We start from the raw sequence: 25,593 nt of genomic DNA, 5'->3' as shown, positions 1-25,593 counted from the left end.
GCACAGCAGTATCGCTGTCCCACCAGTGCCGTGACACCTCGGGCGGCCCGACTGTCAGTGCCGCCCCGTACGGTGGCGTCATGTCGGGGATCACATACGTCCAGGGCGACGCGACCGTGCCGCTGGGCAAGGGGGTCAAGGTCATCGCCCATGTCTGCAACGACCTGGGCGGCTGGGGCAAGGGCTTCGTCCTCGCCCTGTCCCGCCGCTGGCCGGAGCCGGAGGCCGCCTACCGCGCCTGGCACCGCGACCGCGCGAGCAACGACTTCGGGCTCGGCGCCGCCCGGTTCGTCCAGGTCGGCCGCTGCACCTGGGTGGCGAACCTGATAGGCCAGCACGGCACCCGCACCGGCAGCAAGGGGGTCCCCGTTCGCTACGAGGCCATCGACACGGCCCTCGGCCTGCTCGCGGACAAGACCCTGGAACTGGACGCGTCGGTCCACATGCCCCGCATCGGCTGCGGCCTCGCCGGTGGCAAGTGGTCGCGGGTCGAGCCCCTGATCCTCGACCGGCTGGTCCGGCGCGGAATAGCGGTGACGGTGTACGACCACAGGGACTGATCCGGGGGCCGGAGCGCGGTACCGCGCGCCCGGGAACGGGTAGGGCACCGGTATGGATCTTCTCCCGATGGACATCGGCCCGTTGAACCCCGTGGTGGGGGAACTCGTCGTCGCGGCCGTGCTGTTCGCGCTCGTGTTCCTCTTCTTCGTCCGGTTCGTGCCCCGGATCCAGCGCGTCCTGGACGAACGGGAGGCCGCGACCAAGGGGACCGGTGCCGAAGCCGAAGCCCTGCGGGAGCAGGCCCGGATCAAGCGGGCGGAGGTGGCGCGGACCCTGGCCGACGCCCGGCACGAGGCCGCCCGCATCCGGCAGCGCGCCGTCGAGGAGGGCACCGCCCTGATCGCCGAGGCCCGCGCCGACGGCCGACGCGAGTACACCACCCTCCTCACCGAGGGCCACGCCCGCCTGGCCGCGGACCGAGCCACGGCCGAGGCCGAACTCCACGACCACGTGACCGAACTGGCCGCGAACCTGGCGAGCAGAATCCTCGGAGAACGCATCGAGGCGAAGGTCCACCCGCGCCCCTGAAAGAGGGGCTCGCACGCCGCGACACCGCCGTCGGGGGTGCGGAGCCAGCTGGTGAAGCCGTACGCCGCCTTCGACGACGGAACCCCCGCGTAGCGGACCACGACGGTGGTCTCGGTGCGCTCGGGCAGCGGGTTCCTCGGCGTGATCTCCAGCTCGTGCGCCGTCACGAGCGACCCGGCCCCACGCCCCTTTCCGGCCACACCGTGGCCGAAGTCCCACCGGTATCCAAAAGTCCCTCTGTTGCACGGGAGTTGACCGCAGTACCGTCCGCGCATGCCGATACCTGTGCGACGTGCACGCTTCACGACCTGGAGATCGCTCGCGACGGCCGCCACGGCCGCCGCCCTCACCGCCACGTTCCTCACCCCGGCGGCCGCCGGCACCCCGGCGCCCCGCAAGAGTGAGCCGGTCTACTCGTACGCGAACGCCGTCCGTGAATCCGTCTGGGTGGACACCGGGCTCGACGGTGACCGGGACGGGAAGCCGGACCGGGTCGCCGTCGACATCGTCCGCCCGAGTGAACCCGCCCTACGAGGCCGGAAGATCCCGGTGATCATGGACGCCAGCCCGTACTACTCCTGCTGTGGACGCGGCAACGAGAGTCAGCGCAAGACGTACGACGCCAACGGGAACGTCGTCCAGATGCCGCTGTTCTACGACAACTACTTCGTGCCCCGCGGCTACGCGTTCGTCGCCGTCGACCTCGCGGGGACCAACCGCTCCGACGGCTGTGTCGACGTCGGCGGGCGCTCCGACATCCAGTCGGCCAGGGCGGTCGTCGACTGGCTCAACGGCCGTGGCCGGGCGTACACCACCCGCACCGGAAGCACCAAGGCCAGGGCCGGCTGGACCAACGGCAGGACCGGCATGATCGGCAAGAGCTACGACGGCACGATCGCCAACGGAGTGGCCGCCACCGGCGTCGAGGGCCTGGAGACCATCGTGCCGATCGGCGCGATCTCCTCCTGGTACGACTACTACTTCGCCAAGGGCGCACCCCTCTACAACTCCGGCCCCGAGTGGCTCTCCGACTACGTCGAGAGCCCCGACGCCCGCGCCAGGTGCGGCCACGTCCAGCAGCGACTCGTCGACGGCGCCCCGCGCACCGGCGACTGGACCTCGCTGTGGACCGAGCGGGACTACGTCAAGGACGTCCGGAAGATCGACGCCAGCGTCTTCGTCGTCCACGGTCAGCAGGACCTCAACGTCCGCCCCAAGCACTTCGGCCAGTGGTGGGACGCGCTCGCGAAGCACGGCGTCGAGCGCAAGATCTGGCTCTCCGAGGTCGGCCACGTCGACCCCTTCGACTTCCGCCGCGCCGCCTGGGTCGACACCCTGCACCGCTGGTTCGACCACGAACTCCTCGGCTACGACAACGGCATCGACGACGAGCCGATGGCCGACATCGAACGTCACCCGGACCAGTGGGAGACCTCCAGGGTCTGGCCGCCGCGCGCCACCAAGGCCACGACGCTCCGCCCCGCCGAGGGCAGCGAGCCCGGCGTCGGCACCCTCGGCCTGCGCAAGCGGTCCGGCACCGAGACCTTCACCGACGACCCCGCGCTGAACGAGACCGACTGGGCCGCCCACGTCGACAGGTCCACCCCGGAGAAGGCGGGCTTCGTCACCGCGCCCCTCGCCAGGGACCTGCGCCTGTCCGGCTCCTCCAAGGTGACCGTCACCGCAACGCCGACCACCTCCAGCGCCCACCTCTCGGCGGTCCTCGTGGACCTCGGCCCGGACACCATCCGCGACTACTCCACCGCGGGCGAGGGCATCACCACCCTCACCGAACGCACCTGCTGGGGCCCGAGCACCACCGGTGACAGCTCCTGCTTCCGGGAGACGAAGGCCAAGACCGCGGACGTCGAGTACACGATCTTCAGCCGGGGCTGGGCCGACCTCGGCAACCACTCCTCCGCGACGGGTGCCCCGCTCACCCCCGGCACCCCGTACACGATCACCCTCGACCTGCACGCGAGCGATCACGTCGTCCCGGCGGGGCACCGCCTCGCACTGATCATCGCGGGCACCGACGAGGACCTCATCGACCCACCGTCGAGCACACCCACCCTGACCATCGACCTCAAGCGCACCTCCGCACAGGTTCCGCTGGTCGGCGGCGGCGCGGCCTTCGCGAAGGCCACCTCGGGCACCGCCGCGCGCCCGGAGGCATCGGTCCTCGACGGCGTACGCGACCCGAGCCGGGCCGCCCGCATCCCGGGCGACGGCGTATGAGGGCCAGGATCGCGGCACTGATCGCCACGGCGCTCGCGGTGCCCCTCCTCTCCACGCCCGCGCACGCGACGGACACCACCCCGCCGCGCACGGGATTCGAGCGGTCGGACGGTTCCCGCTGGACCAGCCAGCCCGAGGAGCAGGCGTTCCTGGCAGCCGTCGACCGGGCGAGCGCCCGGGTGTCGACGACCCGGATCGGCACCACCGGGCAGGGCCGCCCGCTCCAGCTCGTCCGTGTCGGCACCCGCCCCACCTCGCGCACCGTCCTGCTCATCTGCAGCCAGCACGGCGACGAGCCCTCCGGCCGCGAGGCCTGCCTCACCACCCTGCGCGACCTCGCCTTCGCCAGGGACGAGCGGACCGAGCGGCTGCTGAGATCCACCACGGTGCTCGTCGTCCCCACCGCCAACCCCGACGGCCGTGCCGCCGGCACCCGGGGCAACGGCGACGGCGTCGACATCAACCGCGACCACCTCGCCCTGCGGACCGCCGAGGCGCGGTCCCTCGCCGCCGTCGTGCGCGACCGCCGGCCCGACATCGTCTACGACCTGCACGAATACGGCGCCACCCCGCAGTACTACGACAAGGACCTCTTCGACCTCTGGCCGCGCAACCTCAACACCGACCCGGCCGTCCACGTCGAGGCGCGCACGCTCTCCCTCGACCACGTACGCCCGGCCGCCGGGGCCGCGGGCCACTCGACCGGTACGTACGGCATCTGGACCGACCCGGTCACCGGCGACCCGATCCGTCAGGTCGCCGGTGACGGCCAGGAACGCATTCTGCGCAACATGTCCGGAATCAAGCACTCGGTCGGGCTGCTGATCGAGAGCAAGGTGGAACCCCTGACGGCCGACATGCCGGAACCGGTCAACAACCTGCGCCGGGTGAACTCCCAACTCGCGGCCCTGAAGGGCCTGTTCGGCTTCGCCGCCGAACGCGGCCGACAGGTCGACCGGGTGACCGGCGCGGCCCGTCTGGCCGGCCTCCGCGACACCGGCCCGGTCTATGTCGGCGGCGCCGACAACGACCCCGCCGAACCCGCCGAGGTGATCCAGGACCCGCCGTGCGGCTACCGGCTCACCCCGCAGCAGTACGAGGAGTTCGCCGACGAGCTGGCGCTGCACGGCGTCCGCGTCCGGCCGGAATCCGACGGTGACGGCGTCCTCGTACCGCTGCGCCAGCAGTTGCGCGCGTTGGTCCCCCTGCTGTTCGACGCGCAGGCCCCGTACCGCCTGACGGAGGGGGTGCCCGACACCGACTGTTGAAAGAGAAAGGATCGAGGTCACATGTGGTAGGGGTTCCTGGGCAGGAGAAGGTCAGTTCCAGCCACTCGCGGAAAGGTTCCACCTGTGACGCACGATCATCGCACCACCCACCACGGGGGAGGCGCGCTTCCAGGATCGGAGGCGGGTCTCCCCGGCGGCGGGCGGCCCCGGACGGACCGCGTCGTGTTCGGTGTGACGGCGGCGCTCACCCTGGCCTTCGTGCTCTGGGGCGCCATCTGGACCGACGCGCTCGAAACCGCCTCCGGCAAGATGCTGAACGGCCTGATCCACAACGGTGGCTGGGCGTTCATGCTGGCCGCCTCCTGCTTCGTCGTCTTCGCCCTGTGGCTCGCGGTCAGCCGCTACGGCCGCATCCACCTCGGCGTCGAGGGCGAGAAACCCGAGTTCCGCACGGTCTCCTGGGTCGCCATGATGTTCAGCGCCGGCATGGGAATCGGCCTGATGTTCTACGGCGTCAGCGAGCCGCTCGCCCACTACACCTCGCCCCCGCCGGGCACCGGCCCCCAGGGCTCCGGCGAACGCATGGAAACGGCGATGGCGACCACCCTGTTCCACTGGACGCTGCACCCCTGGGCGATCTACGCGGTGGTCGGCCTCGGCATCGCCTACAGCACCTTCCGCAAGCAGCGCCGCCAGACCATCAGCGCCGTCTTCACCCCGCTGATCGGCGAGAAGCACGCGGGCGGCGCCGTCGGCCGGGCCATCGACATCCTGGCGATCATCGCCACGATCTTCGGTTCGGCGGCCTCCCTGGGCCTCGGCGCCCTCCAGATCGGCTCCGGCTTCCGCGAACTGAACTGGATGGACAAGGTCAACACCGGCCTGCTCGTCGGCATCATCGCCGTCCTGACCCTGGCCTTCGTCGCCTCCGCCGTCTCCGGGGTGGAGAAGGGCATCCAGTGGCTGTCCAACACCAACATGGTGCTGGCCCTGCTGCTGGCGATCTTCGTCTTCGTCGCCGGACCCACCATCCTGGTCCTCGACCTCCTGCCCACCTCGGTCTTCGCCTACCTCGGCGACCTGCCCCAGCTCGCCGGCCGCACCGAGGCGTCCGGCGGCGAGGGCGTCGCCGACTGGCTCGGCAGCTGGACCGTCTTCTACTGGGCGTGGTGGATCTCCTGGACGCCCTTCGTCGGCATGTTCATCGCCCGCATCAGCCGCGGCCGCACCATCCGCCAGTTCGTCGGCGGTGTCATCCTCGTGCCCAGCACGGTCAGCCTCATCTGGTTCGCGGTCTTCGGCGGTACGGCGATGCGGCTCCAGGGGCAGGGCAGGCTCGGTGAGGAGGCCACACCGGAGGGCCAGCTCTTCGCCGTCCTGCACGAGTTCCCCCTGGCCACGGTCTCCAGCCTGCTCGTGATGATCCTCGTCGGCATCTTCTTCGTCTCCGGCGCCGACGCCGCCTCCATCGTCATGGGCACGCTCTCGCAGCGGGGCGCGCTCGAACCCGGCCGCTTCGTCGTCGTCTTCTGGGGCGTCGTCACCGGGGCCGTCGCCGCGATCATGCTCCTCGTCGGCAGCGGCCAGGGAGACGCGCTGACCGGCCTGCAGAACCTCACGATCCTGGCCGCCGCGCCGTTCGTCCTGGTGATGATCGGCATGTGCGTCGCGATGATGCGCGACCTGCGGCGGGACCCCGTGATGGTCCGCGAGGAGATGGCCTCCGAAGCGGTCGAACTGGCCGTCATCGAGGGCCACAAGCGCTATGACGGCGAGTTCGAGATCAGGGTCGGTCCGGGCCAGGGCACGGAGATCGAGGGTGACCCGATCGGCCATCGCGCGGAGTGAGCGTGGTCGCGCGCAACACCGTCGGGGCGCGGGGGGAGTGGGCAGCCGCGGGTCGCTTGTGGCCGGTCGCGCAGTTCCCCGCGCCCCTTGCGGGTCACCCGGCGGCGAGCCGCGCGGCCTCCCTCGCGCAGCCCCACGCCACCGTGACCCCCGCCCCGCCGTGCCCGTAGTTGTGCACCAACGCCCTCCCGCCCGGCAGGAGCTCCCGTTCCAGACGGACCGCCGGACGGGAGGGCCGCAGCCCGACCCGGTGTTCGACGATCCGTGCCCCGGCGATCTCGGGCCGAACCGCCGCACACCGCTTCACGATCGCCTCCGCGATCACCGGGTCCGGTGTGAGGGACCAGGCGTCCTCCTCCGCCGTACCGCCGAGGATCAGCCCGCCCGGCTGCGGGATGAAGTACGTGCTCTCGGAACCGGAGTGGTCCACCGAGGTGAGCCAGGTGGTGATCCCCGGGTTCTCCACGACGACCAACTGCCCCCGCACCGGCCGTACGGAGGGGTCCGGCACCAGCTCCCGCGCGCCGATCCCCGTGCAGTTGACGACCACAGGGGCGTCGACCGCCGCGAGGTCGGTCACCGTGCGCTCCTCCACGACACCGCCCGCCGCGACGAACCGCTCGCGCAGCCAGCGCAGATGGACCGGCATGTCGACCAGCGGCAGCCGCGCCCACAGTCCGGCACCCGGGTACTCTCCGGCCGTCGCCACCCGCAGCCCGGCCACCCGGGACGCCCACGCGCCGAGCCCGTCCAGTGTGGTCCCACCGTGTACGCCTTCGACCATGCGTACGCCTGTCTCGTCCGGCCGGGCCGCCAGCCCCTCGTACACGTCGAGGGTGTCGAGCGCCCACGCGCCGACCAGTTCCTCCGGCTCGATCCGGTAGGGCCACCACAGTCCACCCGCGACGCCGGACGTCGCGCGCTCCCCGGGCTCCCGCGCCCACACCCGGACCCGCCTGCCGCTCTCCGCCAGCACGACCGCCGTCGTGAGACCCACGACGCCGCCACCGACCACGATCACATCACTGTTCGATTCACCGGTCACCCGGGGACGTTAACGGAATATGTCATGCCGTGCTCACAAGTCTGCCTTTGTGGGGATACTCACACCATGTCTGCCGAGTACGCGACCTTCGGCCTGGCACCGGCGATGCGAGCCGGTGGCGTCCTCGCCAACGGTGATTACCAAGTGCACCGGGACTTCGTGGACTTCATCGTCGACGGACGCCCGCTGCTGTTCCAGCTCTCCGACCTCGACGCCGTCTCCCCCCTCGCCTCCGACGTCCCGCCCTCGATCTTCACCGCCCAGGTGCGCAGTCTGCTCCTGGAGGCCGAGGCACCCCTGAGAAGTGGCCGTCACGTCATCTACGGCTGCCCCGAATGCGCCGACCTCGCCTGCGGAGCGGTGACCGCGGTCATAGAGCGGGACGGCGACGACTTCGTATGGCGGGACTTCGCCTGGCAGACGGAGGAGGAGGCCGACCTCAGGCTCAACGGCTACACCGGCATCGGCCCCTTCCGCTTCCAGGGCGCCGAGTACCGCGGCGCCCTGCGGTCCCTGCTGTGCGAGTCGGGCCCCGAGCCGTCGGCCCGGCGGGTTCTCCTCATCGGCGCCCGCGTCGCCGTGCTCGCCAGACTGGCCGCCGCCCTGCGCGCCATCGGCATCGGTGCCGACATAGCGCAGGACGCCACCGGCGTGTCCCCGGAAGAGCTGCGCGCCTACGGCGCCGTGGCCTTCGGCAGAGCCGTAGGCAAGGCGGACCGCGACGCCGTGCGGCTGACCTTCGACCGCGCGGGGGTCCAGGTGGCGTACGTCGACGGACTCGCCCCGATCATCCCGCTCCTCGTCGCCCAGATCGAACACGCCCTCGACCGCAGCCCGGCCGAACAGCGCCGCCTCACCCGTCTCGTCGCCGCCGACGGGCAGGCCGGCATCGAGATCACCTCCACCTGCCGGGTGGAGCTCACCGCCTACCGCCTCGACCGTCTCTACCGCCCCCACACCTACCGCTTCTTCGACGGCATCCTCCCGGCGGGCCGGCACCGCATCGGCCTGGACCCGAAGGCGGCGAAGGGAGAATCGTTCATCGTGGCCCGCACCTCCGGGACGGTGCTGGTGGAACCGATGGCCCTGTAGGGGGGCGGGAACTGCGTGAGCGGGGTCCCGGGCAGCGCCCGGAGGCGGTCACAAGGGCCGTAAAATCACCCCTTGTGACCGCCACCCTCGTCGTCAAGAACCTCGCCGCCGGACACGGCGACCGCTCGCTCTTCTCCGGGCTGGACCTCGTCGTCGCCCCCGGTGATGTGATCGGTCTGGTCGGAGCCAACGGCGCCGGCAAGTCCACGCTGCTGCGTCTGCTCGCCGGTCTGCTCCCGCCGGAGGAGGGCGAGCTGCGGTTGTCCCCGCCCACGGCGACCGTGGGACACCTGCCGCAGGAGCCGGAGCGGCGGGAGGGCGAGACCGTGCGGGAGTTCCTGGCCCGGCGCACGGGGGTGGCCGAGGCCCAGCGGGTGATGGACGAGGCCACCCAGGCGCTGGTGGAGGGCGCGCCGGGCGCCGACGACGCGTACTCGGCGAGCCTGGAGCGCTGGCTCGACCTCGGCGGCGCCGACCTCGACGAGCGGGCGGAGGAGGTCGCCGACACCCTGGGGCTCGGCGTGGACCTGGACCAGCCCATGACCGGCCTCTCCGGCGGCCAGGCCGCCCGCGCCGGACTCGCCTCCCTCCTCCTCTCCCGCTACGACGTCTTCCTCCTCGACGAGCCCACCAACGACCTCGACCTGGACGGCCTGGAACGACTCGAACGCTTCGTCTCCGGCCTGCGCGCGGGCACGGTCGTCGTCAGCCACGACCGCGAGTTCCTCACCCGTACGGTCACCAAGGTCCTCGAACTCGACCTCGCCCAGAACCAGATCAACCTCTACGGCGGCGGATACGAGGCCTACCTGGAGGAGCGGGAGACGGCCCGTCGGCACGCCCGCGACGACTACGAGGAGTACGCCGACAAGAAGGCCGCGCTCCAGGACCGCGCCCAGATGCAGCGCTCGTGGATGGACAAGGGCGTCAAGAACGCGCGGCGCAAGGCGAGCAACGACAACGACAAGATCGGCCGCAAGTTCCGCAGCGAGGCGAGCGAGAAGCAGGCCGCGAAGGCCCGGCAGACCCAGCGCATGATCGAACGGCTCGATGCGGTGGAGGAGCCGCGCAAGGAGTGGGAGCTGCGCATGGAGATCGCGGCGGGCCCGCGCTCCGGCGCCGTGGTCGCCACGATGCGCGACGCGGAGGTGCGGCGCGGCGACTTCGCCTTCGGCCCGCTCTCCCTGCAGATCGACTGGGCGGACCGCGTCGCCATCACCGGCGGGAACGGCGCGGGCAAGTCGACGCTCCTCGGCGCGCTCCTCGGCCGGGTCCCCCTGGACTCGGGTCACGCCGCCCTGGGCTCCGGGGTCCTGGTCGGCGAGGTCGACCAGGCCCGCGCCCTCTTCCACGGCCCCGAGTCCCTCCTCGACGCCTTCTGCGCGGCGGTCCCCGACACCGAGCCGGCCGAAGTGCGCACCCTCCTGGCCAAGTTCGGCCTGAAGTCCCACCACGTCCTACGCCCGGCGATCACCCTCTCCCCGGGCGAACGCACCCGCGCGGCCCTGGCCCTGCTCCAGGGCCGAGGAGTCAACCTCCTGGTCCTCGACGAGCCCACGAACCACCTGGACCTCCCGGCCATCGAACAACTGGAGTCGGCCCTGGACTCCTACAAGGGCACGCTGCTCCTGGTGACCCACGACCGCCGCATGCTGGACGCGGTCAGCGTGACCCGCCGTCTGGTCGTGGAGGCGGGCAAGGTGACGGAGCAGTGAGCGCCACACCCCCGGCTGCGGCTGAGTGGGGCTTCTCGCGCAGTTCCCCGCGCCCCTGAAGGGCTTCCGGCCCTCTGGGGCAAAAAGCACGAGGCGCAGCCCCGGCTTCTTGAGGGGCGCGGGGAACTGCGCGACCAGCCCCCACCGGACGGACGCCTGGGGGTCGAAGGGGCGCAGCCCCTGAGTGGGGGAGGGACGGGTAGGGGCGGCGGGGGCGAGAAAACCCCCGCCGACACCTCAGCCGCGCTTCTTGTCCACCAGCCCCGCCCGCCGCAAAGCGTCAGCCATCGCACTGTTGGCGGGCGGCGGCGCAGCCGCACCCCCCTGCCGGCCCCCACCCCCACGCCCCTGCTGCCGAGGCGGCTGCCCCCCACGGCCACCCCGCTGCTGCCGAGCACCCCCACCGGACTGCCCGGCCGAACCCTTCGGTGCCGCCTCGTCGTCCAGCCGCAGCGTCAACGAGATCCGCTTGCGCGGCACGTCGACGTCGAGCACCTTCACCTTCACGATGTCCCCGGGCTTGACCACGTCACGCGGGTCCTTCACGAACGTCCGGGACAGCGCGGAGACATGCGCCAGCCCGTCCTGGTGGACACCGATGTCGATGAACGCCCCGAACGCCGCGACGTTCGTCACGACCCCTTCGAGGACCATCCCGGCCTCCAGGTCGGAGATCTTCTCGACGCCCTCCTTGAAGGTGGCGGTCTTGAAGGCGGGCCGAGGATCCCGTCCCGGCTTCTCCAGCTCCTTGAGGATGTCCGACACGGTCGGCAGGCCGAAGGTCTCGTCCACGAAGTCCGCCGGCCTGAGCGACCGCAGGACTCCCGTGTTGCCGATGAGCGCCGCCACCTCCTGCCCGGAGCTTTTCACCATCCGCCGGACCACGGGGTAAGCCTCCGGGTGCACGCTGGACGCGTCCAGCGGGTCCGAGCCGCCCCGGATCCGCAGGAAGCCCGCGCACTGCTCGTACGCCTTGGGGCCGAGCCGTGCCACGCCCTTGAGCTCGGAACGCGAGGTGAAGGGGCCGTTGGCGTCACGGTGGGCCACGATGTTCTCGGCGAGCCCCGAGGAGATGCCGGAGACCCGGGCCAGCAGCGGCGCGGAGGCCGTGTTCACGTCCACGCCCACGCCGTTCACACAGTCCTCGACCACCGCGTCCAGGGAACGGGAGAGCTTCACCTCGGACAGGTCGTGCTGGTACTGCCCGACACCGATCGACTTGGGGTCGATCTTGACCAGCTCGGCCAGCGGGTCCTGCAGCCGGCGCGCGATCGACACGGCGCCCCGCAGGGAGACGTCCATCCCGGGCAGCTCCTGCGAGGCGAACGCCGACGCCGAGTACACCGAGGCGCCTGCCTCGGACACCATCACCTTGGTGAGCTTCAACTCCGGGTGCCTGGTGATCAGTTCACCGGCGAGCTTGTCGGTCTCCCGGGACGCCGTGCCGTTGCCGATCGCGACCAGCTCGACCGCGTGCTCCTTGGCCAGACGCGCCAGCTTGGCGATGGCCTCGTCCCACTTGTTGGCCGGGACGTGCGGATAGATGACGTCGGTGGCGACGACCTTGCCGGTGGCGTCCACCACGGCGACCTTCACACCCGTACGGAAGCCCGGGTCCAGGCCCAGCGTCGCGCGCGTCCCGGCCGGGGCGGCGAGGAGCAGATCGCGCAGGTTCGCCGCGAACACGTTCACCGCCTCGTCCTCGGCGGCCGTCCGCAGCCGCAGCCTGAGGTCGATGCCGAGGTGGACGAGGATGCGGGTCCGCCAGGCCCAGCGGACCGTGTCCGTGAGCCACTTGTCGGCGGGCCGGCCCCGGTCGGCGATCTGGAAACGATGCGCGACGATCCCCTCGTAGGAGGAGGGGCCGGGCTGCTCGGAGGGCTCCTCCGGCTCCAGGACGAGATCGAGGACGTCCTCCTTCTCGCCGCGCAGCATCGCCAGGATGCGGTGGGAGGGCAGCTCGGTGAACGGCTCGGAGAAGTCGAAGTAGTCGGCGAACTTGGCGCCCGCCTCCTCCTTGCCGTCCTTGACCTTGGCGGCGAGCCGGCCTCGTACCCACATGCGCTCGCGCAGCTCGCCGATCAGGTCGGCGTCCTCGGAGAACCGCTCGGTGAGGATCGCCCGCGCGCCGTCCAGGGCGGCCTGCGGGTCGGCGACGCCCTTGTCGGCGTCCACGAACGCCGCGGCGGCGGCCAGCGGCTCGACGCCCGGGTCGCCGAGCAGACCGTCGGCCAGCGGTTCGAGACCGGCCTCGCGGGCGATCTGCGCCTTGGTGCGCCGCTTCGGCTTGAAGGGGAGGTAGATGTCCTCCAGGCGGGCCTTGGTCTCGGCGCCGCGGATCCGCTCCTCGACCTCGGGCGTCAACTTGCCCTGCTCACGCACCGATTCGAGGATCGCGGCGCGCCGCTCCTCCAGCTCCCGCAGATAGCGCAGCCGCTCCTCGAGCGTGCGCAGCTGCGCGTCGTCGAGCATCTCGGTCGCTTCCTTGCGGTAGCGGGCGATGAAGGGCACGGTCGAACCGCCGTCGAGCAGCTCCACCGCGGCCTTGACCTGCCGCTCCCGTACGCCGAGCTCCTCGGCGATCCTGCCTTCGATGGACCGTACTTCGATGGACCCGGGTGTCGTCACGTTCCCGTACCGCCTTCTCCACTGAGGTTGCGCGGCAATTGTGGCAGGTGGCACGGGCAGCGGGGGCTCAGGGAGGGAAACGCGCGGGTCCCGGACAGCGGGGACCCGGACAGCGGGGGAGCCGGACGCGATCCCGCGTCCGGCTCCCAGGTCTGTACGGCCTGGCCGTCCTCAGGCCCGGCGGGCCCGCCCGGTGCGGCGCGTCGAGCTCGACGCGCCCCCGAAGAGCCGGGCCACGGCCCGGAACGGCAGCGTGACCACCGTCGCGATGGCCCCACCGATCTGCCGCAACACGTCTGCGATCGCACGGAACACGTACTTCCCCTTTCGTCTCCCGGCTGACTGGGCCAGGAACGCTCGGGTACCGCGCCCGGCACTGTTCATGCCTGCGCGCCGCGTGCTCAGCCCTTGCCGATCATTCCCGCCGGGAACGCCCCCGCGCCGAGCATCGTCGTCACCAGGCCGGTCATCAGCTCCGTGAGCCGCTCCACCCCGGCCGCGCCCAGATGCCCGTAGGGGGCCAGGTCGAGGCGGTCGGTCGCGTCCTCGATGTCCCTGCGGAGCGCCACGCCCGCGTCCGTCAGCTGGCCGTCGGCGTCGAGCAGCCCGCGCTCGCGCAGCCGGGCGTTCGCGGCGTCCCAGTCGTCCCGCGTCCAGCCGCGGGTGGCGACGGCCCACTTCGGGGACATGCCCTTCCCCGTCGCGGTGTGGCTGGCCAGTGCCTCGACCGGGTCGAGACCGGCGTCGAGGAGCACCGCGAGATGTCCGTCGCCCCGGTGCTCGCGCAGCAGGGTGGTCGCGTGCCAGAGCGCGAGATGAGGGCGCTCGGGTACGGGCAGGTCGGCGTGCGCGGCGTACAAGGGGCGTGCGGTCCGCACGCACGCCTCGGTGGCGCGCAGCGCCAGCTCCGCCGCCTCGGCGACCTCTGCGGAGGCGAGCAGTTCCTCGCCGAGCAGCCGGCGCAGCGTGGCGTCGACGGCGCGCTCACGGGCCGCCAGCACCGCGGACGGCGACGCCGTCTCCCACACGGCGGGCACGTGCTCCGCCACCAGTTCGTGACGGAAGTTGAAGAACGTCGCCGTCACGATGCCCGCTCCGACGCGGCCGAGGGCGGCGGCCCGGACGGCGAAGTACGCCGCCCGCGGGTCCTCGACCCCCACGGCGGCCAGTTCCCGCCCGAGGTCCGGCGAGAAGTAGTGCGCGGAGTGGAACGGATTGAGGAGGCTGTGGCAGCGCCGCCCGGCGCGCTCCGGCAGGGAAGAGGTCATGGCGGCAGGTTACCGACTGGTTGGTACGTGAGGGTGGGTGGCCCTGCCTGTCCGCTCCGGATGGCAGGAAAGGTGGGGTGCTCGTCATTGCGGTCATGGTCCGGTCGTCCAAGAATCGAAGGCATGCGAACAGTCCTGGTCGTCCTCTTCGACGGCGTGCAGAGCCTCGACGTCACCGGCCCGCTGGAGGTCTTCGCCGGCGCGGAACAGCACACACCGGGGACCTACCGCATCAGCACGGCCTCCGTGGACGGCGCACCCGTGCGCACCTCCAGCGGCCTCACCCTCGTCCCGGACCACGGCCTCGCCGCCGCCCCGGCCCCGCACACCCTGCTCGTCCCGGGCGGCCAGGGCACACGGAACCCCGCTCCCGAGATCGTCGACTGGCTGCGCGAGCACGGACCGCGCGCGGAGCGCCTGGTCTCGGTCTGCACCGGCGCCATCCTCCTCGCCGAGGCGGGCTTCCTGGACGGCCGCCGGGCGACCACCCACTGGGCGTACTGCGACACCCTCGCCCGCCACCACCCGGCGGTCGAGGTCGACCCCGACCCCATCTACGTCCGCGACGGGCACATCGCCACCTCCGCCGGTGTCACCTCCGGCATCGACCTCGCCCTCGCGCTCGTCGAGGAGGACATCGGCCGCGAGGCCGCTCTCGCCATCGCCCGCCATCTCGTGGTCTTCCTGCGCCGCCCGGGCAACCAGGCCCAGTTCAGTGCCCAGCTCGCCGCCCAGACCGCGCAGCGGGAACCGCTCCGCGAGGTCCAGCGGTGGATCACCGAGCACCCCGGCGACGACCTGAGCGTCGAGCACCTGGCCGCCCGTGCCCGGCTCTCGCCCCGCCACTTCGCCCGCGCCTTCCGGACCGAGACGGGCACGACCCCGGGCCGGTACGTCGACCGCGTCCGCCTCGAACACGCCCGCCGCCTCCTGGAGGACACCTCCGACGGAGTGGAGGAGATCTCCCGCACCTGCGGCTACGGCACCGCCGAGGCCATGCGCCGCGCCTTCGTGAAGGCCCTCGCCACCTCCCCGGCGGAGTACCGCCGCCGCTTCCGCCCGGCCGCCGCCACCGACCCCAGCCGCTGAAAGGAAACCCGATGCAGATCGCCATCGTCCTCTTCGACCGCTTCACCGCCCTCGACGCCGTAGGGCCCTACGAGACCCTCGGCCGTCTGCCCGACGCCGAAGTCGTCTTCGTCGCCGAGGAGACGGGACCCGTCCGCACCGACACCCGAGCCCTCGCGCTCACCGCTGACAGGTCGCTCGCCGAGGTCCCGAGTCCGGATGTCGTCGTGGTGCCGGGCGGCCCCGGCCAGTTCGCGCAGATGGAGAACGAGACCCTCTTCGACTGGCTGCGCACGGCCGACCGTACGAGCACCTGGACGACCTCCGTGTGCACCGGTTCCCTGCTCCTGGCCGGCGCCGGGCTCCTCGAAGGCCGCCGGGCCACCTCGCACTGGCTGGCGCTGGACTTCCTGAAGCAGTACGGCGCCGAGCCGACGGGGGACCGGGTCGTCATCGACGGCAAGTACGTCACCGCGGCCGGGGTGTCCTCCGGCATCGACATGGGCCTGACCCTGGTCGGCCGGATCGCGGGCGACGAGCACGCCCAGGCCGTCCAGCTGATGATCGAGTACGACCCGCGGCCGCCCTATGACGCCGGAGCCCCGGACAAGGCGCCGGCCCACCTCGTGGAGGAGTTCCGGACCAACAGCCGCTTCGCCCTGATGTGACCGGCCTCGCGGCGGCCCTCACACCGACCAGGTGAAGCGGGGCGGTCTGCGCTCCAGGAACGCGGCGACGCCCTCCGCGGTGTCGCCGCTGCCGCGTGCCTGCTCGGCCCAGTGGGCGTCGCGGTCGGTGCGGCCGTTCGCGAACTCCTTGGCCGCCGCCTGTGTCAGCCGCGAGCGCGACACCAGGATCCGGGTGAACTCCTGGACCCGGGCGGCGAGTTCGCCCTCACGCAGCACCTCGTCCACCAAGCCCGTGCGCAGTGCCCGCTCCGCGTCGATCAACTCGCCGGAGAACAGCAGGTACTTGGCCGTGCTCGGCCCGACCAGCGACACCAGCCTCCGGGTGGAGGAGGCGGGATAGACGAGCCCCAGCTTTGCCGGGGTGATCCCGAACAGCGCTCCCTCCCGCGCGAACCGCAGATCGCAGGCCGCCGCCAACTGGGCCCCGCCGCCCACGCAGTGCCCCCGGATCGCCGCGAGGGTCGGCTTCGGGAAGGCGGCGAGAGCCTCTTCGGCGAGGCCCGCCAGCCGCTGCGCCTCGTCCGGGGACCCCCGCAGCGTGGAGATGTCGGCCCCCGCGCAGAACGTCCCGCCCTCCCCGGTGAGCACCAGCGCCCGGACCGCCGGGTCGGCGGCCAGCCGGTCGAGCAGCGGCGGCAGCGCCCGCCACATCCCGGCCGTCATGGCGTTGCGCTTGGCGGGGTGGTGGATGACGACGGTCGCGATCCCGTCGGCGACGGTGTCCAACAGCTGAGGCTCCATGCCCCGGATGCTAGCCACCGGCGTGGAGACCGACGTCTGGACCTGCCTCGGGACCGGCCTTGCGACCGACGTCTGGACCTGCCTCGGGACCGGCCTTGCGACCGACGTCGAACCCGTACAACCCGAATAGTTCCAAAAGCGACGCAGCTCGAAAAGCCTCTGTCATGTGACCGACCGACTCGCTCGCAAGTGATCCGAAAGTCGTCGATACACGCTGACTTCTGTTCAGTTCTTTGTGCGCGGCCTCGAGTTACCAACACTCGACATGTGGTGACAATCGAGCGCAAGGGTGGCGACCGGACCATGGACGACCAAGGGCGCGGGAGCGACCCACGCCCTGACGGCGGCGGGCACGGACCCGACGCCCCGAGGCCGCCGGAGCCACTGCCTTACGAAGGGGTCTGGCGGTTCACCGCTGCCGCCGTCGACGCCTCGGTGCCGCAGGCGCGGCGCGCCGTCCGGGAACTGCTCGCCCGCCAGGGCGTGCCGATCTCGGACGACCTCGTCCAGGGGCTCCTGCTGATCGTCTCCGAGCTGGTGACGAACGCCGTGAAACACGCGGCGCTCCTGTCGCCCACGCTCGCCGTCGAGGTCGCCGTCGGAGCCCAGTGGGTGCGGGTATCGGTGGAGGACAACCACCCCTACCGCCCGACCGCCCTGGAGACCGACCACGGCCGGCTCGGCGGCCGTGGTCTGCTCCTCGTGCGGGAGATCACTCTGGAGGCGGGCGGCGTCTGCGACGTGGAGCACACCGCGAGCGGCGGCAAGGTGGTCTGGGTCGCCCTGCCGCTCGAACCCGCACATCTGATCCAGGGGTGAGGGCCCGCGGCCCCGGGCCGGAGCCCGTGGTCACCAGCCCGCGGCCGGCCCCGTCAGCTCCCTGACCGCCGGCCGCGCCGCGTCCAGGACCGTCATGAACCAGGCCGAGAACGGGTCCTTGGCGTGCCGCTCCGCGAGCTCGGCCGGGGTGACGAACGCGGTGTCCCCGACCTCCTCCGGGTCCGGCCGGAGCGGCGCCTGGAGCAGTCCGACGAACAGGTGGTTGAACTCCTGCTCCACCAGGCCCGAGTCCGGGTCCGGGTGGTTGTAGCGGACCGTGCCCGCCTCGCCGAGCAGCGCCGGGGAGACCCCCAGCTCCTCGTGCGTCCGCCGGGCGGCCGCCGCGAACGGGGACTCGCCCGGGTAGGGGTGGCCGCAGCAGGTGTTCGACCAGACGCCGGGGGAGTGGTACTTGCCGAGAGCCCGCTGCTGCAGCAGCAGCCGGCCGCGCTCGTCGAAGAGGAAGACGGAGAACGCCCGGTGCAGCTGACCGGGCGGTTGATGAGCGGTCAGCTTCTCCGCGGTGCCGATCGTGGTGCCGTCCTCGTCGACCAGCTCCAGCAGGATCGCTTCCGTGGTGCCGCTCTCGGGACTGTGCATCGCGGTGGCAGGTGTGATCGGCATGCCCATCCTTCGCCTCGTTCTTCGAGCCTCAAGTCTGCCGCAACAAACCGGCGCTCCCGGCACTTCGCGGTCGACCCGCATGTCCTACCCGCACACCCCCGCCGAAGACACCTGGGCCCGTGGATCAGACCCCGAAAGCCGCCGGATACCTGATGGTGCCGGATGCGACCGGGGCGGAACCGTCGAGGACCAGCGCCATCATCGCCTCGTCCGGCACCTCGAATCCCGGCCGGATGCCGTACTCGGACGCACGGACGAAGCCGAAGCGCGGGTAGTACCCGGGATGCCCCAGGACGAGAACGAGCCGCTCCCCACCACGCGCGCGTGCCGCCTCCAGCACCGCGCGTACGACGGCCGCGCCCGCCCCCTGCCGCTGGTGGTCCGGCAGGACCGCGACGGGGGCCAGCGCCAGCGCGGGCACCTCGTCGACATGGCAGCGGGTGATCAGCGCGTACGCCGCGAGGGTGCCGTCCGGGGCCTCGGCGACGTACGACAGGTCCGGCAGCCAGGCGCCGGCGTCCTCGCGCAGCGCGTCGACCAGCCTGGCCTCCGCGTCGGTCTCGAAGGCGGCGGCGTTGACGCCGAACACCCCCGCGCGGTCGGCGGCCTTCTCCGGTCGTGTGGTCCAGTCAGGGGTCAGTGACACAGTTTCGCCTCGTGTTCCGCGTGGCCGCTCGGCTCCAGCTGGAAGGTGCAGTGCTCGACGTCGAAGTGGTCGCCGATGCAGCCCTGGAGGTCGTGCAGCATCTTCTCGTGACCGATGGAGTCCAGCGTGTCGGAGCCCACCACCACATGGGCGGAGAGCACCGGCATGCCGGAGGTGATGGTCCAGGCGTGCAGATCGTGGACGTCCTCCACACCGGGCAGGGCCAGTATGTGGGCCCGCACCTCGGCCATGTCGACGTTCTTCGGCGCCGACTCCAGCAGCACGTCGAGGGTCTCGCGCAGCAGCTTCACCGTACGCGGGACGATCATCACACCGATGACGAGCGAGGCGATCGGGTCGGCGGCCTGCCAGCCGGTGAGCAGGATGACCGCCGCAGAGACGATCACTGCCAGGGATCCGAGCGCGTCCGCGGCCACCTCCAGGAAGGCGCCCCGGACGTTCAGGCTCTCCTTCTGGCCCCGCATCAGCAGGGTCAGCGAGATCATGTTCGCGACCAGACCGATCGCGCCGAAGAAGACGGTGAGTCCACCCTGGGTCCCGACCGGTGTGATGAACCGCTGGATCGCCTCGAACAGCACATAGCCGCCGACGCCGAGCAGCAGCAGACAGTTGGCGAGCGCCGCGAGTATCTCGGCGCGGGCGTAGCCGAAGGTGCGGTTGCCGCTCGGCGGGCGGTTGGCGAAGTGGATCGCGAGGAGGGCCATGCCGAGGCCCACCGCGTCCGTCGCCATGTGCGCCGCGTCGGCGATGAGCGCCAGCGAATCGGCGAGCACGCCGCCGACGATCTCGACCAGCATGACGGTGAGCGTGATCGCCAGCGCGATCCGCAGCCGCCCGCGGTACGCGGCTGCCGCCGTACCGCTGGTCGGCGCGTGGTGCGCGTGCCCGTGGTCGTGACCGGCCCCCATGGATCCGCCTCTCTCAAGCGTCCGTGATGCGTCCGTGTGTTCGGCTCCTGATCACAGTCAACTACGGGTGGGGGGTATCCGGCAACGCGGCACTGAACACCGTTGTCATATCCTCTGACCTGCGGAAACGATGCGCAGGTCAGAGCGTTGCCATGATCGGGGTCGGCGGCCGCGAGGCTTAGAGACCGTGGTGCAGCCGCCAGCCTGCCCAGGCCGACTCGACCATCTCGCGCACCCCGCGCCTGGCCGTCCAGCCGAGTTCGCGCCGGGCCCGCTCGGCCGAGGCGACCGCGCGCGGCGCGTCACCGGGGCGGCGGGGTTCGACGAGTGCGGGACGGAGGTCCCCGGTCACCTCACCGATGAGGTCGACGAGTTCGCGGACCGAAACGCCCTCGCCCCGGCCGATGTTCACGGTCAGGTCGCCCGAGACGTCCCCGGCGGTGAGGCGGTGGGCAGCCGCGAGGTGCGCGTCGGCGAGATCGGCGACATGGATGTAGTCCCGGACACAGGTGCCGTCCGGGGTGGGGTAGTCGTCGCCGAAGATCCTCGGTGCCTCGTCACGGGTGAGGCGGTCGAAGACCATCGGGACGACGTTGAAGATGCCGGTGTCGGCCAGGGCGGGCTCGGCGGCGCCGGCCACGTTGAAGTAGCGCAGACAGGCGGTCGCGATGCCGTGCGCCTTCCCCGCCGCCCGGACCAGCCATTCCCCGGCCAGCTTGGTCTCGCCGTAGGGGCTCATCGGGGCGCACGGGGTGTCCTCCGTGATGAGGTCCGTGTCCGGGTTGCCGTAGACGGCGGCGGAGGAGGAGAAGAGGAAGCGCTCGACCCCGGCGGCGGCCACCGCCTCCAGGAGCGTGGCGAGCCCTCCGACGTTCTCCTGGTAGTAGCGGGTGGGCTGGGCGACGGACTCGCCCACCTGCTTGCGGGCCGCGAGGTGGACCACACCGGTCACGGCGTGCTCGGTGAGGGCGCGCTTGAGGAGGTCGCCGTCGAGGGCGGAGCCGTGGATCAACGGGATGTCCTCGGGGAGGCGGCCGCGGACCCCCGCGGAGAGGTCGTCCAGTGCGACGACCTGCTCGCCGGCCCCGGTCATGACCCTCGCCACGTGTGCGCCGATGTAGCCCGCCCCGCCTGTGATCAGCCATGTCATGCGGTCAACCTTATGTGGGGTGGCTGTTGTGCCCATTCGCCGTGGGGGGTGTGGAGGGTTGGCGGGTGCGCGTCCGTCGGTGGCTGGTCGCGCAGTTCCCCGCGCCCCTTGAGCGGCGCGGCGGGGCCCCCTTTCAGAGAAAGGAGACCTCCCCTTCGTCCCGTATCAACCGATATCCGCACCGGAGTTTGTGGCGCAACCCCCACATCCACGATGATGATCGCGGCGGAGGGCCGACGGCTTGAGCAGGCCGAACTGATCCGGCCGCGAACGGGCGGTGAACGCCGGCTTCTCTTCATCCGATAACCTCTGCCGACACGCCGCCGGGTCGCAGCGGGCCGGGGCGCCCCCACCACGTACACGTCCGGCGCGGTCGCGTCGGCACCCAGGGAGTGAGTTCGTCTGTCGACCGCCATCCTCACCGGTCAGCCGGTCCCCGGGTCGTCGCTGGAGGGCGATCTGCGGTCGCTCGGCTTCGACGTGCGGAACGCCTCCGACGCCGGTGACGCCGAGACGCTCCTGGCGACGGTGCCCGCGGACCAGCGGGTCGCGATCGTCGACTCCCGCTTCGTCGGCCATGTGCACGCCCTGCGCCTGGGACTGACCGACCCCCGCTTCGACGCGGCCGCCCTCCCGGGCGCCGTGACCGTGCGGCCCGCCGCCCGTCAGGCGCTGACCCGGGCCCTGGCCCGCGAGAACTCGGCCGAGGGCGGCACCGCGACCGTCGCCGTCGACAGCGTCGGCGTCGCCGACCGGATCGTCGCCGCCCTGGACGGCGAGGATGTCGGCCTCCACCGGCCCGAGCTCGGCACCCTGGTGGCCGCCGTCCCCGCCGACCCGCAGGCCCGCGACGAGGCCCGCCGGGCGGTCGCCGACGTCGACGACGAGGCCGTACGGCTGCGCACGGCGGTGAAGTCCCGTGACGGCTTCTTCACCACCTACTGCATCAGCCCGTACTCCCGCTACATCGCCCGCTGGTGCGCCCGCCGGGGCCTGACCCCGAACCAGGTCACCACGGCCTCGCTGATCACCGCCCTGATCGCGGCGGGCTGCGCGGCCACCGGCACCCGCGGCGGCTTCGTCGCGGCCGGCCTCCTGCTGCTCTTCTCCTTCGTCCTCGACTGCACCGACGGCCAGCTGGCCCGCTACTCGCTGCAGTACTCGACGCTCGGCGCCTGGCTCGACGCCACCTTCGACCGCGCCAAGGAGTACGCCTACTACGCGGGCCTCGCCCTCGGGGCCGCCCGTGGCGGGGACGACGTATGGGCCCTCGCGCTCGGCGCGATGGTCCTGCAGACCTGCCGTCACGTCGTCGACTTCTCGTTCAACGAGGCGAATCACGACGCGACCGCCAACACCAGCCCCACCGCCGCTCTCTCCGGCAAGCTCGACAGCGTCGGCTGGACCGTCTGGGTCCGCCGCATGATCGTCCTGCCGATCGGCGAACGCTGGGCCATGATCGCCGTCCTCACGGCGCTCACCACACCCCGTGTCACCTTCTACGCGCTGCTCATCGGCTGCGCGTTCGCCGCGACCTACACCACGGCGGGCCGCGTGCTGCGCTCGCTGACGCGCAAGGCGCAGCGGACGGACCGCGCGGCGCGCGCGCTGGCGGACCTGGCCGACAGCGGGCCGCTGGCCGAGGCGCTCTCGCACGTCATGCCGGGCCGCTTCCCGGCCGTCGCCAAGCTCCTCGCCTTCGCGGGCGCCGTCGTCCTGGTGCTCGCGGTCTGGATGGACGGCCCCGGCTGGTCGGTCGTCGTCTGCGCCGGTGTCTATGTCCTGGTCTCCGCCGACGCCGTCGCGCGCCCCCTCAAGGGTGCCCTCGACTGGCTGATCCCGCCGCTCTTCCGCGCCGCCGAATACGGCGTCGTCCTGATGCTGGCGGCCAAGGCCGAGGTGAACGGCGCCCTTCCCGCGGCTTTCGGGCTGGTGGCGGCCGTCGCCTACCATCACTACGACACGGTGTACCGCATCCGCGGCGACGCCGGCGCGCCGCCGCGGTGGCTGGTGCGGGCGATCGGCGGTCACGAAGGCAGGACCCTGCTGGTCACCGTCCTGGCCGCGCTGCTCGCGCCCACAGAGTTCACAGTCGCGCTCACGGCTCTCGCCGTGGCCGTGGCGCTGCTGGTGCTCCTCGAGAGCATCCGCTTCTGGGTGACCGCCCACAAGACAGGCGCACCCGCCGTACACGATGAAGGAGAACCCGCATGATCGGCCTCGTGCTGGCGGCCGGCGCCGGACGGCGTCTTCGCCCCTACACCGACACCCTCCCCAAGGCTCTGGTGCCGGTCGGCCCCGAGGGCGACGAGGAGAGCCTCACGGTTCTCGACCTCACCCTCGGCAACTTCGCCGAGATCGGCCTGACCGAGGTCGCGATCATCGTCGGGTACCGCAAGGAGGCCGTCTACGAGCGCCGCGAGGCGCTGGAGGCCAAGTACGGGCTCAAGATCACCCTGATCGACAACGACAAGGCCGAGGAGTGGAACAACGCCTACTCCCTGTGGTGCGGCCGTGACGCCATCAAGCACTCGGTGATCCTCGCCAACGGCGACACCGTGCACCCGGTCTCCGTCGAGAAGACCCTGCTCGCCGCCCGCGGCGACGGCAAGAAGATCATCCTCGCCCTCGACACGGTGAAGTCCCTCGCCGACGAGGAGATGAAGGTCGTCGTCGGCCCCGAGGGCGGCATGACCAAGATCACCAAGCTGATGGACCCGGCCGAGGCGACCGGTGAGTACATCGGCGTCACCCTCATCGAGGGCGAGGCCGCCGACGAGCTGGCCGACGCCCTGAAGACGGTCTTCGAGACGGACCCGCAGCAGTTCTACGAGCACGGCTACCAGGAGCTCGTGAACCGCGGCTTCCGGATCGACGTGGCCCCCATCGGTGACGTCAAGTGGGTCGAGATCGACAACCACGACGACCTCGCCAAGGGACGTGAGATCGCGTGCCAGTACTGACGAGGCTCATCCCCTCGCCGGTCGTCGTGGACATCCGCCCCGGCGCGCTCGATGATCTGGCGACGATTCTGTCGGACCAGCGCATCGCGCCGTCGGGCCGGCTGGCCTTCGCGATCAGCTCGCGCTCCGGCGCCGCGCTGCGCGACCGGTTCGCCCCGGCGCTGCCGGAGGCCGACTGGTTCAGCGACGCCGACGGCACCATCGACGGAGCGGTACGGCTCGCCGACTCGATCAAGAAGGGCGGTCACTACGACGCCGTGGTCGGGCTCGGCGGTGGCAAGGTCATCGACTGCGCCAAGTACGCGGCCGCCCGGGTGGGCCTGCCGCTGGTCGCCGTCGCCACCAACCTCGCCAACGACGGTCTGTGCTCCCCGGTGGCCACCCTCGACAACGACGCGGGCCGCGGCTCCTACGGTGTGCCGAACCCGATCGGCATCGTCATCGACCTGGACGTCATCCGGGAGGCCCCGGTGCGCTTCGTGCGGGCCGGCATCGGCGACGTGATCTGCAAGATCTCCGCCGTGGCCGACTGGGAGCTGTCCAGCCGGGAGACCGGCGAGAAGGTCGACGGACTGGCCGCCGCCATGGCCCGCCAGGCCGCCGAGGCCGTGCTGCGTCACCCCGGCGGGGTCGGCGACGACGACTTCCTGACCACGCTCTCCGAGTCCCTCGTCCTGTGCGGGATCTCCATGTCGGTGGCCGGCGACAGCCGCCCCGCCTCGGGCGCCTGCCACGAGATCAGCCACGCGTTCGACCTGACGTTCCCCAAGCGGAACGCCCTGCACGGCGAACAGTGCGGTCTCGGCGGGGCGTTCGCCACCTTCCTGCGCGGCCACCACGAGATCGCGGGCCAGATGACCGAGGTGCTGCGCCACCACGGCCTGCCCGTCCTCCCGGACGAGATCGGCTTCACGGTCGACGAGTTCGTCCAGGTCGTGGAGTTCGCCCCGCAGACCCGGCCGGGCCGCTACACCATCCTGGAACACCTCGAACTGAGCACCGAACAGATCAAGGACGCCTACGCCGACTATGCCAAAGCCATCAGTAGCTGAGCTGCGCCCGGTCGTCCACCCCCCGGGTGTGAAGGACCGGCGCAGCGGTGAGCACTGGGCCGGCCGGCTCTACATGCGCGAGATCTCGCTGCGGATAGACCGGCACCTGGTGAACACCCGGGTCTCGCCCAACCAGCTGACCTACCTGATGACCGTCTTCGGCGTCCTCGCCGCCCCGGCCCTGCTGGTGCCGGGCATCCCGGGCGCCGTCCTCGGTGTGCTGATGGTCCAGCTGTACCTGCTGTTCGACTGCGTCGACGGCGAGATCGCCCGCTGGCGCAAGCAGTACTCGATGACCGGCGTCTACGTCGACCGGGTCGGCGCCTACCTGTGCGACGCGGCCGTCCTCGTCGGCTTCGGTCTGCGAGCGGCGGACCTGTGGGGCACCGGCCGGATCGACTGGCTGTGGGCCTTCCTCGGCACCCTGGCCGCGCTCGGCGCCATCCTGATCAAGGCCGAGACGGACCTCGTGGGGGTCGCCCGGCACCAGACGGGCAAGCCGCCGGTCCAGGAGTCGGCCGCCGAGCCGCGCTCCTCCGGCATGGCGCTGGCCCGCAGGGCCGCCGCCGCCCTGAAGTTCCACCGGCTGATCCTCGGCGTCGAGGCCTCCCTGCTGATCCTCGCCCTCGCGGTCGTGGACCAGATCCGCGGCGACCTCTTCTTCTCCCGGGTGGGCGTCGCCGTCCTGGCCGGCATCGCCCTGCTCCAGACCCTGCTGCACCTGGTGTCGATCCTCGTCTCCAGCAGGCTGAAGTGAGCG

22 protein-coding genes and 2 pseudogenes are annotated in these 25,593 nt (G+C 71.7%); 14 read left to right on the top strand and 10 right to left on the bottom strand.

Annotation, left to right across the window (positions count from 1 at the left end):
• Positions 1 to 80: 80 nt before the first annotated feature.
• Complete coding sequence (locus GWK25_RS28125) at positions 81 to 560, top strand: macro domain-containing protein (RefSeq protein WP_215454142.1); 480 nt, start codon at positions 81 to 83, stop codon at positions 558 to 560.
• A gap of 52 nt (positions 561 to 612) precedes the next feature.
• Positions 613 to 1,089, top strand: coding sequence for a hypothetical protein (locus tag GWK25_RS28120; RefSeq protein ID WP_215454141.1), 477 nt, complete (start codon positions 613 to 615; stop codon positions 1,087 to 1,089).
• Here GWK25_RS28120 and GWK25_RS43850 read toward each other — a convergent pair.
• Positions 1,050 to 1,247 (bottom strand): annotated as a pseudogene (locus GWK25_RS43850) (M1 family peptidase); the annotation flags it as partial. The gene GWK25_RS28120 and the pseudogene GWK25_RS43850 sit on opposite strands and share 40 nt — an antisense overlap.
• A 115-nt stretch (positions 1,248 to 1,362) precedes the next feature.
• Here GWK25_RS43850 and GWK25_RS28115 point away from each other — a divergent pair.
• The 3 genes from GWK25_RS28115 (at position 1,363) to GWK25_RS28105 (ending at position 6,404) form a co-directional block, all read left to right on the top strand.
• Positions 1,363 to 3,327 (top strand): Xaa-Pro dipeptidyl-peptidase, encoded by a 1,965-nt coding sequence (locus tag GWK25_RS28115; RefSeq protein ID WP_215454139.1) that lies wholly within the window; start codon positions 1,363 to 1,365, stop codon positions 3,325 to 3,327.
• A complete protein-coding gene (locus GWK25_RS28110) occupies positions 3,324 to 4,595 on the top strand; it encodes a M14 family metallocarboxypeptidase (protein ID WP_215454137.1) in 1,272 nt (423 codons plus the stop codon). Before GWK25_RS28115 ends, GWK25_RS28110 begins: the two co-directional genes overlap by 4 nt.
• A gap of 84 nt (positions 4,596 to 4,679) precedes the next feature.
• Positions 4,680 to 6,404, top strand: coding sequence for a BCCT family transporter (locus GWK25_RS28105; protein WP_215454135.1), 1,725 nt, complete (start codon positions 4,680 to 4,682; stop codon positions 6,402 to 6,404).
• A gap of 94 nt (positions 6,405 to 6,498) precedes the next feature.
• Here GWK25_RS28105 and GWK25_RS28100 read toward each other — a convergent pair whose 3' ends face one another.
• On the bottom strand, positions 6,499 to 7,449 hold the full coding sequence (locus tag GWK25_RS28100; protein WP_215454133.1) for an FAD-dependent oxidoreductase: 951 nt from the start codon (positions 7,447 to 7,449) through the stop codon (positions 6,499 to 6,501).
• Positions 7,450 to 7,515: 66 nt separating this feature from the next.
• Here GWK25_RS28100 and GWK25_RS28095 point away from each other — a divergent pair, with 66 nt between their 5' ends.
• Together GWK25_RS28095 and GWK25_RS28090 are read left to right on the top strand one after the other, a co-directional pair.
• Positions 7,516 to 8,541 carry an oxidoreductase gene (locus GWK25_RS28095; RefSeq protein WP_215454131.1) on the top strand — a complete coding sequence of 342 codons (1,026 nt, stop codon included), beginning with the start codon at positions 7,516 to 7,518 and terminating at the stop codon, positions 8,539 to 8,541.
• Positions 8,542 to 8,615: 74 nt separating this feature from the next.
• On the top strand, positions 8,616 to 10,256 hold the full coding sequence (locus tag GWK25_RS28090; RefSeq protein ID WP_215454129.1) for an ABC-F family ATP-binding cassette domain-containing protein: 1,641 nt from the start codon (positions 8,616 to 8,618) through the stop codon (positions 10,254 to 10,256).
• 237 nt (positions 10,257 to 10,493) lie between these two features.
• On the opposite strand, the gene GWK25_RS28085 is transcribed toward GWK25_RS28090, so the two are convergent.
• The 3 genes from GWK25_RS28085 to GWK25_RS28075 form a co-directional block, all read right to left on the bottom strand.
• Positions 10,494 to 12,884: a Tex family protein gene (locus tag GWK25_RS28085; protein ID WP_215454127.1), complete on the bottom strand. Its 2,391-nt coding sequence runs from the start codon at positions 12,882 to 12,884 to the stop codon at positions 10,494 to 10,496.
• Positions 12,885 to 13,055: 171 nt separating this feature from the next.
• A complete protein-coding gene (locus tag GWK25_RS28080; protein ID WP_169797823.1) occupies positions 13,056 to 13,199 on the bottom strand; it encodes an LPFR motif small protein in 144 nt (47 codons plus the stop codon).
• An 86-nt stretch (positions 13,200 to 13,285) separates the two neighbouring features.
• Positions 13,286 to 14,152 carry a hypothetical protein gene (locus tag GWK25_RS28075; RefSeq protein WP_215454125.1) on the bottom strand — a complete coding sequence of 289 codons (867 nt, stop codon included), beginning with the start codon at positions 14,150 to 14,152 and terminating at the stop codon, positions 13,286 to 13,288.
• Positions 14,153 to 14,275: 123 nt separating this feature from the next.
• Between GWK25_RS28075 and GWK25_RS28070 the strand changes: the two genes are divergently transcribed.
• Positions 14,276 to 15,241 (top strand): GlxA family transcriptional regulator, encoded by a 966-nt coding sequence (locus tag GWK25_RS28070; protein ID WP_215454123.1) that lies wholly within the window; start codon positions 14,276 to 14,278, stop codon positions 15,239 to 15,241.
• A gap of 11 nt (positions 15,242 to 15,252) precedes the next feature.
• The gene (locus GWK25_RS28065) at positions 15,253 to 15,888 is read left to right on the top strand and encodes a DJ-1/PfpI family protein (RefSeq protein ID WP_215454121.1); all 636 of its coding nucleotides are present in this window, start codon (positions 15,253 to 15,255) and stop codon (positions 15,886 to 15,888) included.
• A gap of 18 nt (positions 15,889 to 15,906) precedes the next feature.
• On the opposite strand, the gene GWK25_RS28060 is transcribed toward GWK25_RS28065, so the two are convergent.
• Entirely contained in the window at positions 15,907 to 16,650 is a 744-nt protein-coding gene (locus tag GWK25_RS28060; RefSeq protein ID WP_215454119.1) for an enoyl-CoA hydratase/isomerase family protein, read from the bottom strand.
• Between the two features lie 303 nt (positions 16,651 to 16,953).
• Here GWK25_RS28060 and GWK25_RS28055 point away from each other — a divergent pair, with 303 nt between their 5' ends.
• Positions 16,954 to 17,469 (top strand): ATP-binding protein, encoded by a 516-nt coding sequence (locus tag GWK25_RS28055; RefSeq protein WP_215457637.1) that lies wholly within the window; start codon positions 16,954 to 16,956, stop codon positions 17,467 to 17,469.
• Positions 17,470 to 17,499: 30 nt separating this feature from the next.
• Here GWK25_RS28055 and idi read toward each other — a convergent pair whose 3' ends face one another.
• From idi to galE, 4 genes and pseudogenes are all read right to left on the bottom strand, one after another.
• On the bottom strand, positions 17,500 to 18,093 hold the full coding sequence (idi, locus tag GWK25_RS28050) for an isopentenyl-diphosphate Delta-isomerase (protein ID WP_215454117.1): 594 nt from the start codon (positions 18,091 to 18,093) through the stop codon (positions 17,500 to 17,502).
• 124 nt (positions 18,094 to 18,217) lie between these two features.
• Positions 18,218 to 18,727, bottom strand: a pseudogene (locus GWK25_RS28045) (GNAT family N-acetyltransferase); the annotation flags it as partial.
• Positions 18,728 to 18,729: 2 nt separating this feature from the next.
• Entirely contained in the window at positions 18,730 to 19,668 is a 939-nt protein-coding gene (locus GWK25_RS28040; protein ID WP_215454112.1) for a cation diffusion facilitator family transporter, read from the bottom strand.
• A gap of 178 nt (positions 19,669 to 19,846) precedes the next feature.
• Positions 19,847 to 20,818: a UDP-glucose 4-epimerase GalE gene (gene galE / locus GWK25_RS28035; protein ID WP_215454111.1), complete on the bottom strand. Its 972-nt coding sequence runs from the start codon at positions 20,816 to 20,818 to the stop codon at positions 19,847 to 19,849.
• A 402-nt stretch (positions 20,819 to 21,220) separates the two neighbouring features.
• Here galE and GWK25_RS28030 point away from each other — a divergent pair, with 402 nt between their 5' ends.
• Genes GWK25_RS28030 through GWK25_RS28015 form a run of 4 tightly spaced genes read left to right on the top strand, consistent with a single transcriptional unit; the run spans position 21,221 to position 25,590 of the window.
• The gene (locus tag GWK25_RS28030) at positions 21,221 to 23,032 is read left to right on the top strand and encodes a DUF5941 domain-containing protein (protein ID WP_215457635.1); all 1,812 of its coding nucleotides are present in this window, start codon (positions 21,221 to 21,223) and stop codon (positions 23,030 to 23,032) included.
• Positions 23,029 to 23,781 carry a sugar phosphate nucleotidyltransferase gene (locus tag GWK25_RS28025; RefSeq protein WP_215454109.1) on the top strand — a complete coding sequence of 251 codons (753 nt, stop codon included), beginning with the start codon at positions 23,029 to 23,031 and terminating at the stop codon, positions 23,779 to 23,781. Before GWK25_RS28030 ends, GWK25_RS28025 begins: the two co-directional genes overlap by 4 nt.
• Positions 23,769 to 24,833, top strand: coding sequence for an iron-containing alcohol dehydrogenase family protein (locus GWK25_RS28020; RefSeq protein WP_215454108.1), 1,065 nt, complete (start codon positions 23,769 to 23,771; stop codon positions 24,831 to 24,833). Before GWK25_RS28025 ends, GWK25_RS28020 begins: the two co-directional genes overlap by 13 nt.
• 28 nt (positions 24,834 to 24,861) lie before the next feature.
• Complete coding sequence (locus GWK25_RS28015) at positions 24,862 to 25,590, top strand: CDP-alcohol phosphatidyltransferase family protein (RefSeq protein WP_374105817.1); 729 nt, start codon at positions 24,862 to 24,864, stop codon at positions 25,588 to 25,590.
• Positions 25,591 to 25,593: the final 3 nt, after the last annotated feature.

Origin of the sequence: Streptomyces sp. ATCC 21386 (genome assembly GCF_018728545.1) — a bacterium.
Taxonomy (GTDB): Bacteria; Actinomycetota; Actinomycetes; order Streptomycetales; family Streptomycetaceae; genus Streptomyces.
The sequence above is the reverse complement of the archived record's forward strand: the minus strand, read 5'-3'. Positions and strand labels throughout refer to the sequence as shown.